The sequence below is a fragment of the Ferrigenium sp. UT5 genome (assembly GCF_045866295.1).
GTDB lineage: Bacteria > Pseudomonadota > Gammaproteobacteria > Burkholderiales > Gallionellaceae > Sideroxyarcus.
Window position 1 is genome coordinate 1 of the sequence record NZ_BAAFRY010000043.1, and the last position, 7,243, is coordinate 7,243.

Genomic DNA, 7,243 nt, shown 5'->3' on the forward strand with positions numbered 1-7,243 from the left:
TGGGCAGCAGCCAGAAAAAACCCGCCCGAAGATAGCAAGGTAATTGCGCTCAACGGGTGAGAGAAAGCAGATTTACTGAATCGAATTTACAGCAAATTTTGGACTTGACCCCAGTTTGGCATCGAGGACTTTCAGGGTGATGCCGACCTGCAGGTAACGGTCGCCTTCTTCCTGTTGCAGATTGACCGTGAATTTCTCGCCAAGCGGGACGTACTTGGCCTGCGGCGCCGGCGCATGCTTGGCTTCCTCGACGGGTTCGGCGGCCGGGGCGTGGCTCCGGGTGAAATACCAGCCTGCCCCACCGGCAATGACGAGCACCAGCAACGCGATGATGATGATCAGGAGCTTGTGGCTTTTGGCGGGTGCAGCGGCGGCATCGGTTGGAGCGGCTTTGGGAGCGGGTTTGGCCATGGTTCTTTTCCTTTATTGATGGTTGTCAGTATGGCGCGAGGCCAAGCGCATCCATCGCCGGAAAAGATGGGGGAATCCGCCCCAATTCAGGGGTCAGGCGAACGTGTCCACCATACCGTCATGCTGCCTGACACGGGAAGGAAGCAGGGTTTCCGCAGTGCCGACGGTTTCCGCGCGCCGGATGTCGAGACCCGCCGGAGACGGGTTGCCGGACTCGCTGTGTTGCTCATGTTGGGACGAGTCACTCACCGTGGCACCGCCCAACATGATTCCGTTATCGGCAAACATTTCGCGAAGTTTAGGCAAAGATTGCTCAATCGCCTCGCGCACCGCGGCATGCGGGGATGAGAAGAGGGCGGTTGCCTGGTCGCCATTGAGTTTCAGGGTGACCTCAAGCGGGCCCAGATGCGGCGGATTGAGGTGCAGTTCCGCCTGTTGCCGGTTCTGGGTGGCGAGCCAGGTGATTTTCTGGCTGAAGTCATCTGCCCACTGCGCCTGTCCGAGCGGGGCGGCGATGGCGGATGGCAAGGCCGGTTGGGTGGCCAAGGGGACAGTCAACGGCAACAGGCCGGCCGCAGAGAGGCTTTGCCCGGTAACGGCGCCGTTCTCTGCGGGCGAGGACAGCGGCAGGCTGGTGGAAGCCAACGTGTTGAGAGGAGCGGCAGCGAATGGCAAGGGAACCGGGTCTTCAAGTTCTTTCGGCAGGGCTATTTTTCCGTCCGCTGCCGCTGCGGGCGGCAAACGCGGACTGTCCAGCGAACCGGGATGCCTGTCGGCGCGCGGCGATGGATTGCCGAGGGGTTCGGTTGCCGCCTGGCCGGGTTGCCAGGCGCTGACCGGCAGCGGTGCGGGCAACGTTGCGAGCAGATCGGCGCTGACCTGCGCCGCGTCAAGCGCGTTTCCGGGACTGCCTGCCTCACTGTTTTCGCCCGGCAAGACCGACAGCGTTGCCTGCAATTCGTGCGCGGTGCGGGCACCGGCTTTTTTCAGGGCTTCCGGCTTGTCCGCTGCCGCATTGCGCTCGCCCAGTTGCCTGGCCAGCATCTGGCCGAAGGGCGCGCCGTCGGTTGCCGCCTCGTCCTTGCCGCCGGTGGCAGACGCAGGATTGCCGGATAGCTTGTCGGGGGTGCTGGCGGAAAGTGTCGGTAACGGATTCATCTCAAGTCCCCTTCGTGCTGTTTTTTTCGGTGGCATGCAGCGCGGCATAACGGCCGCTCTGCTCGTCCTGCAGGCGCTGTTCCGACTTGGCTTCGAGCTTGCGTTCGGACTCGACATGGCGCTGCGCCAGGGTGTCGAACGACTTCATCTTGCGCGTGCTGTCCAGCAGTTCGCTGCGACCTTTTTGCACCGAACTGGTGGCCTTGCTGATCTCCTGCTGCTGCTGCTGGATGGCTTGGTCCAGGCGTTCGATGAAACGCTGGAAATTGCGCATGTCGGCAGGCGCGATGCCGTTCTTTTCCGCCTCCTCGAACTGCACCTGATACTCGTGCCGGTATTGTTGCAACGCGGCCAGCCGCGATTGCGCCGATTGCTGCTGGTGGTTGAGTTTGCCCAGTTTGCGCGTGGCCGCATCGTTCTGCTGGTGCGCCAGGTTGAGCAGGGTATCGAGCGGGAAAGGTTTGGTCATGCGTTACTTTCGTTATCCATGGCGAACAGGGCGGCAAACTTTTCCTGGCCTGCGCTGAACGGTTCGGTTTCATACATGCCCTGGCGCAGGAAGGTTTCCAGCGCAGGATACCGCGCAATCGCGTCGTCCAGCAAAGGATCGCTGCCCGGCACATAGGCGCCGACGCTGATCAGGTCGTGGTTGCGCTGATAGTGCGCGTACAGATGCTTGAAGCGCTGCACTTTCTGAAAATGCGTGTCACTCACCAGATGATTCATGGCGCGGCTGATCGAGGCCTCGATGTCGATGGCCGGATAGTGGCCGGCTTCGGCCAGCCGGCGCGACAGCACGATATGCCCGTCGAGAATCGCGCGCGCGCTGTCGGCGATGGGGTCTTGCGGGTCGTCGCCCTCGGTCAGCACCGTATAGAACGCCGTGATCGAGCCGCCGCCTTCCGCGCCGTTTCCGGCGCGTTCCACCAGTTGCGGCAGCTTGGCGAAAACCGAAGGCGGGTAACCTTTGGTGGCCGGCGGTTCGCCGATGGCCAGGGCGATTTCGCGCTGCGCCATGGCGTAGCGGGTCAGCGAATCCATGATCAGCAGCACGTTCCTGCCCTGGTCGCGGAAATATTCGGCGATGGTGGTGGCGTAGGCCGCGCCCTGCATGCGCATCAGCGGACTGGTGTCGGCGGGGGCGGCGACCACCACCGAGCGCGCCATGCCTTCCTTGCCCAGGATGTCGGTGATGAACTCCTTCACTTCGCGCCCGCGCTCGCCGATCAGGCCGACCACGATCACGTCGGCGCTGGTGTAACGCGCCATCATGCCCAGCAGCACGCTCTTGCCCACGCCGGAGCCGGCGAACAGGCCCATGCGCTGACCGCGCCCGACGGTGAGCAGACTGTTGATCGCGCGCACGCCGACATCCAGCGCGTCCTTGATCGCCGCGCGTTCGAGCGGGTTGATCGGGCGGCTCTGCAGCGGCGCGCTGCGGCTCTCCGCCAGGGCGCCGAGCGGGTCGAGCGGCCGGCCCGCGCCATCCAGCACCCGCCCCAGCAGATGATCGCCCACCGGCAAGTGCCGCGCCAGATCGGCGGTGCGCCGCCGGAACTGGCCGGGTTGGCCGACCTTGATGGGGGCGCGCGCCTGTTCGGCGGGAACCACGCGCGCGCCCGGCACCAGACCGTGCACATCGTTCTCCGGCATCAGGAACAGGCGGTCGCCGGCGAAGCCGACCACTTCGGCCTCGATGCGGTTCTGCGGCAATTCGATCCAGCAGGTGCTGCCCACCGCCATGCGCAGACCGACCGCTTCCATCACCAGTCCGGTGACCTTGGTCAGGTGGCCGCTGACCTGCAGCGGCGCGCACTGCATCACGACTTCGCGATTGTTGCGCAGGACCGACTGCCAGCGTTTAGCGCAAGATTCGCGGAGCGATGGCATACCGTACCCCTCGCCCTCGGGGAGAGGGGGAACGGGGGTGAGGGAACGATCAGGGGGCAGACGATTAGTCATGGGAACCTCTATAAATTCATTTTGCGGGCGAATCGCGGTGTCGCGTGCTCGCTCATTCCTCGCCTATCCATTTGATATGTCTCGTCATTCTCTGCGCGGCTCCTTGCGCTTCATCCCGTAAAAGTGAATTTCTAGAGGTTCCCTCATGTCTATCAAGCTTTGCCATGATCGTCATGTTGCGGCAACATCGTTCGCCTCCGTTGCTTCGCGCAGCAGCCACGGCGCATCCTGTCCCATCGCGGCGGCAACCCGCTGCCAGCGTGCGGCGAGCGAAGCATCCACCTCGCTGTTGGCGTTTTCCAGGCGCGCGTTGCCGCGTTCCATGCGCGCATCTTCCAGAATTTTCCAGCCCGAATGCGCGAGCTGTTCGCCCATCTGGGCGCGCACCAGTTGCGCATCCTGCGGATTGAGGATGAGGTGCGCCGCCTGATTGAACACCGGCAGGCTGGCAATGGCTTCGCGCACCATCGCCAGCAGCAGTTCCGGTTGGATCCGGAGCGACTGCTGGATCACCTGGTGCGCGATATCGAGCGCCAGGCCGGTGAGTTCCTGCACCACCTGTTCATCCACCTGTTGTTGCAACACCCGGGATAATTCCTGCAAGCGCTGGGTCGCCTCGGCGGCCTGCTGCAAGCCGTCGGCATAGCCGCGTTGCCGGCCTTCCGCGTACCCGGCCTGACGGCCTTCTTCCTGCGCCTGTTGCTGCAGCTGTTCGAGTTCGAGCGCGGTCGGCAACTCGATCCGTTCGCGCGTGGTGGTAAAGGCGGGCAGCTCCCAGCGTTGCCAGGCGGTGCGTTGGTCCGGTGCTTCGGCATCAGACATAGGCGTCCTCGCCCTTGCCGCCGAGCACGATCTGGCCTTCGTCCGCCAGACGGCGTACGACCTTCAGGATTTCTTTCTGCTCCGACTCGACCTCGCTCAATTTGACCGGTCCCTTGGCTTCCAGATCCTCGCGCAGCATTTCGGCGGCGCGCTGCGACATGTTCTTGAACACCTTTTCGCGCATCTCTTCGCTGGCGCCTTTGAGGGCGACGATCAGCGACTCCGACTGCACTTCGCGCAACACCAGCTGGATGCCGCGATCATCCACGGCCAGGATGTCCTCGAACACGAACATCTCGTCCATGATCTTCTGCGCCAGCTCGGCATCGTGCGTGCGTATCGACTCGATCACGGCTTCCTGGGTGCTGCCGATATAGTTGAGGATCTCGGCCGCGGTCTTGATGCCGCCGCGGATGCTCTTCTTTTGCAGCGCGTTGCCGGACAGCAGCTTGGTCAGCACATCGTTCAGCTCGTGCAGCGCGGTCGGTTGCACGCTGTCCAGCGTGGCGATGCGCAGCAACACGTCGTTGCGGGTGCGCTCGGGCAGTTTGGTCAGCACGGCGGAGGCCTGGTCCGCTTCCAGATGCACCATGATGGTGGCAATGATCTGCGGATGTTCGTTGGCGACCAGCTCGGCGACCGAGCCGGGATCCATCCATTTCAGGCTTTCGATGCCGCTGGTATCGCTGTTGTGCAGGATGCGGTCGAGCAGTCCGGCAGCCTTGTCGTCGCCCAGCGCCTTGTTCAGCATGTTGCGGATATAGGCATCCGAGTCCATGCCGATGGTGGTTTTCTCGGCGGCACTGAGGTGGAACTCCTCGAACACTTCGGCGATCTGGTCGCGCGTCAGATTTTTCAGGGCGACCATGGCCGTGCTGATTTTCTGCACTTCTTTCGGTTCCAGATATTTCATCACCTCGGCCGCTTCATCCTCGCCCAGGGTCATCAGCAGAATCGCGCTCTTGTTGATGCCGGCGTCACTCATCTTTGTTCACCCATTCCTTGACCACGGTGGCGACGATCTTCGGGTCATCCTTGGCCAGCTGTTTGGCGATTTGCAGATTCTCCGCATAAGCATTGCGCGGTGCGGCTTGCCCGCCGTTTTCCGTGCCGCCTTCTGCCGTGCCGGAATTCAACGCCGCCTCGCCCGTATCCCCGGCTTCGCCCGGTGACGCCGGCGACTCGGAGGCTTGCCGGAACGCCGGCCGGATGATGCCGAACAGCAGATACAGCACGCCGCCGCCGATCAGCAGATATTTCAGGATGTCCTTGGCCAGTGCGACCATTTCCGGCTGTTGCCACAGCGGCACCTCCGCCATCACTTCCCGCGTATCGTTGAACGCGCTGTTGAGCAGGTTGAGGCTGTCCCCGCGTTTTTCCTCGAAGCCGACGGCTTCCCGGATGAGCGCGACGATCTTGGCTTTCTCGTCCTCGCTGTAGGGCGTCGAAACCGGCTTGCCTTCGGCATCCGTCGCGTTGCGGTTGTTCAGCACCACGGCGATCGCCAGCCGCTTGATGTTGCCGCTGGGCAACTGGACATGCTGGATGGTGCGGTCCACTTCGTAGTTGGTGCGGAGTTCCTTGTGCGTCTTTTCCGCGCCGCCACCCGCAGCCGCGCCCGGCAGGGTGGTGGCGGGGTTGACGATGGTCGCGGTGGCCGGTACCGGCGGCTGGTTGGACAAGGCGCCCGGCACACCGCCGGCCGTTTTCACGCCGTCCAGCGATTCGGCGCTTTGCATGCTGCGCACGGCGGCCGCATTCGGCGGCTGGTTGGGGCCGTAGTTTTCCGAGGTTTGTTCGGTGACCGTGAAATCAAGACTGGCCGTGACCTGGGCGCGCACGTTCTGCGCGCCGGTGATCGGACTCAGGATGTCCTCGATGCGTTTTACGTAGTCTTGTTCGATCTGCCGCACATACTTCAACTGCGATGCATCCAGCATTTGCCGGTTGCCGTCGTGCGCGGCGGAAAGCAGGGTGCCGGTCTGATCGACCACGGTCACATTTTGTGCCGGCAAGTCCGGCACGCTGCTGGAGATCAGGTGCACGATGGCGTTGACCTGCCCTTCGTCCAGGGTGCGTCCAGCATACAGCGAGAGCACCACCGAGGCCGTCGGTTTCTGTTTTTCCTTGACGAACACGGTGGGTTTTGGAATCGCCAGATGCACCCGCGCATTCGCGATGGCGGACATGGATTGCACCGAACGGGCCAGTTCGCCCTCCAGCGCGCGCTGGAAATTGACCTGTTCAAGGAACTGGCTGGTGCCGAATTTCTGGTTTTCCATCAGCTCGAAACCGGCCGTGCCCCCCTTGGGCAGGCCCAGCGCGGCCATTTTCAGGCGCACCTCGTACACGCGGTCGGCAGGCACCATCAGCGCGCCGCCGCCCTCAGCGAACTTGTAGGGAATGTTCTGCTGTTGCAGGGATTCGATCACCGCGCCGCCGTCGCGCTCGGCCAGGTTGGCGTACAGCACGCGGTAGTCCGGCGTCTGCCCCCATAGCCACAGCCCGGCCAGCAGGGCGACGGTGGCGGCGACGGCGACGATCAATCCCACTTTTTGCTGGCTGGGAATGCCGAGCAACAACTGCGTCATGTTCGGATTGCTGTTGAGAGTGGTTTCAGCCATGTCTTTTACCCGGAGAGTTGCTGCTTCATTTATTCACGCTGCGGATTATCGGCCGACCCATCCGGCACGGTGTGCGGAAAAGCGGGGAAATTACCGCGCTATTCCCTGGAAAGGCCGGAGGCGAAGACTGCTACCTTGCGGCCGTGGGGAAAAGTCAAAGGAGATGGGATGGACGCCTCCCTCCCCACGGGGAGCGAGGTAAGTAAGTAAGAATGAGGTAGCCCCTCGCGGACCTGACGGCATCTAGGTGCCAAGGTGGAGATAAT

7 protein-coding genes are annotated in these 7,243 nt (G+C 62.9%); all 7 read right to left on the reverse strand.

Going from position 1 to position 7,243, the window contains the following annotated elements:
* Nucleotides 1-72: 72 nt before the first annotated feature.
* Nucleotides 73-411, reverse strand: a complete 339-nt coding sequence (locus ACKTSJ_RS10860) for a flagellar basal body-associated FliL family protein (RefSeq protein ID WP_407900144.1) — start codon at nt 409-411, stop codon at nt 73-75.
* A gap of 93 nt (nt 412-504) precedes the next feature.
* Nucleotides 505-1,569, reverse strand: a complete 1,065-nt coding sequence (locus ACKTSJ_RS10865; protein WP_407900146.1) for a flagellar hook-length control protein FliK — start codon at nt 1,567-1,569, stop codon at nt 505-507.
* Nucleotide 1,570: 1 nt separating this feature from the next.
* Entirely contained in the window at nt 1,571-2,038 is a 468-nt protein-coding gene (fliJ, locus tag ACKTSJ_RS10870; protein ID WP_407900148.1) for a flagellar export protein FliJ, read from the reverse strand.
* Complete coding sequence (fliI, locus tag ACKTSJ_RS10875; RefSeq protein WP_407900150.1) at nt 2,035-3,459, reverse strand: flagellar protein export ATPase FliI; 1,425 nt, start codon at nt 3,457-3,459, stop codon at nt 2,035-2,037. Before fliI ends, fliJ begins: the two co-directional genes overlap by 4 nt.
* Nucleotides 3,460-3,702: 243 nt before the next feature.
* Entirely contained in the window at nt 3,703-4,353 is a 651-nt protein-coding gene (locus ACKTSJ_RS10880; protein WP_407900152.1) for a FliH/SctL family protein, read from the reverse strand.
* A complete protein-coding gene (fliG, locus tag ACKTSJ_RS10885; RefSeq protein WP_407900154.1) occupies nt 4,346-5,338 on the reverse strand; it encodes a flagellar motor switch protein FliG in 993 nt (330 codons plus the stop codon). Before fliG ends, ACKTSJ_RS10880 begins: the two co-directional genes overlap by 8 nt.
* Nucleotides 5,331-6,977, reverse strand: a complete 1,647-nt coding sequence (fliF, locus tag ACKTSJ_RS10890) for a flagellar basal-body MS-ring/collar protein FliF (protein ID WP_407900156.1) — start codon at nt 6,975-6,977, stop codon at nt 5,331-5,333. Before fliF ends, fliG begins: the two co-directional genes overlap by 8 nt.
* Nucleotides 6,978-7,243 lie beyond the last annotated feature (266 nt).

Bases quoted from the DNA above. Each gene is read 5' to 3' on its own strand.
- ACKTSJ_RS10860 (WP_407900144.1), bottom strand. From the start codon at position 411: ATGGCCAAACCCGCTCCCAAAGCCGCTCCAACCGATGCCGCCGCTGCA.
- ACKTSJ_RS10865 (WP_407900146.1), bottom strand. From the start codon at position 1,569: ATGAATCCGTTACCGACACTTTCCGCCAGCACCCCCGACAAGCTATCC.
- fliJ (WP_407900148.1), bottom strand. From the start codon at position 2,038: ATGACCAAACCTTTCCCGCTCGATACCCTGCTCAACCTGGCGCACCAG.
- fliI (WP_407900150.1), bottom strand. From the start codon at position 3,459: ATGCCATCGCTCCGCGAATCTTGCGCTAAACGCTGGCAGTCGGTCCTG.
- ACKTSJ_RS10880 (WP_407900152.1), bottom strand. From the start codon at position 4,353: ATGTCTGATGCCGAAGCACCGGACCAACGCACCGCCTGGCAACGCTGG.
- fliG (WP_407900154.1), bottom strand. From the start codon at position 5,338: ATGAGTGACGCCGGCATCAACAAGAGCGCGATTCTGCTGATGACCCTG.
- fliF (WP_407900156.1), bottom strand. From the start codon at position 6,977: ATGGCTGAAACCACTCTCAACAGCAATCCGAACATGACGCAGTTGTTG.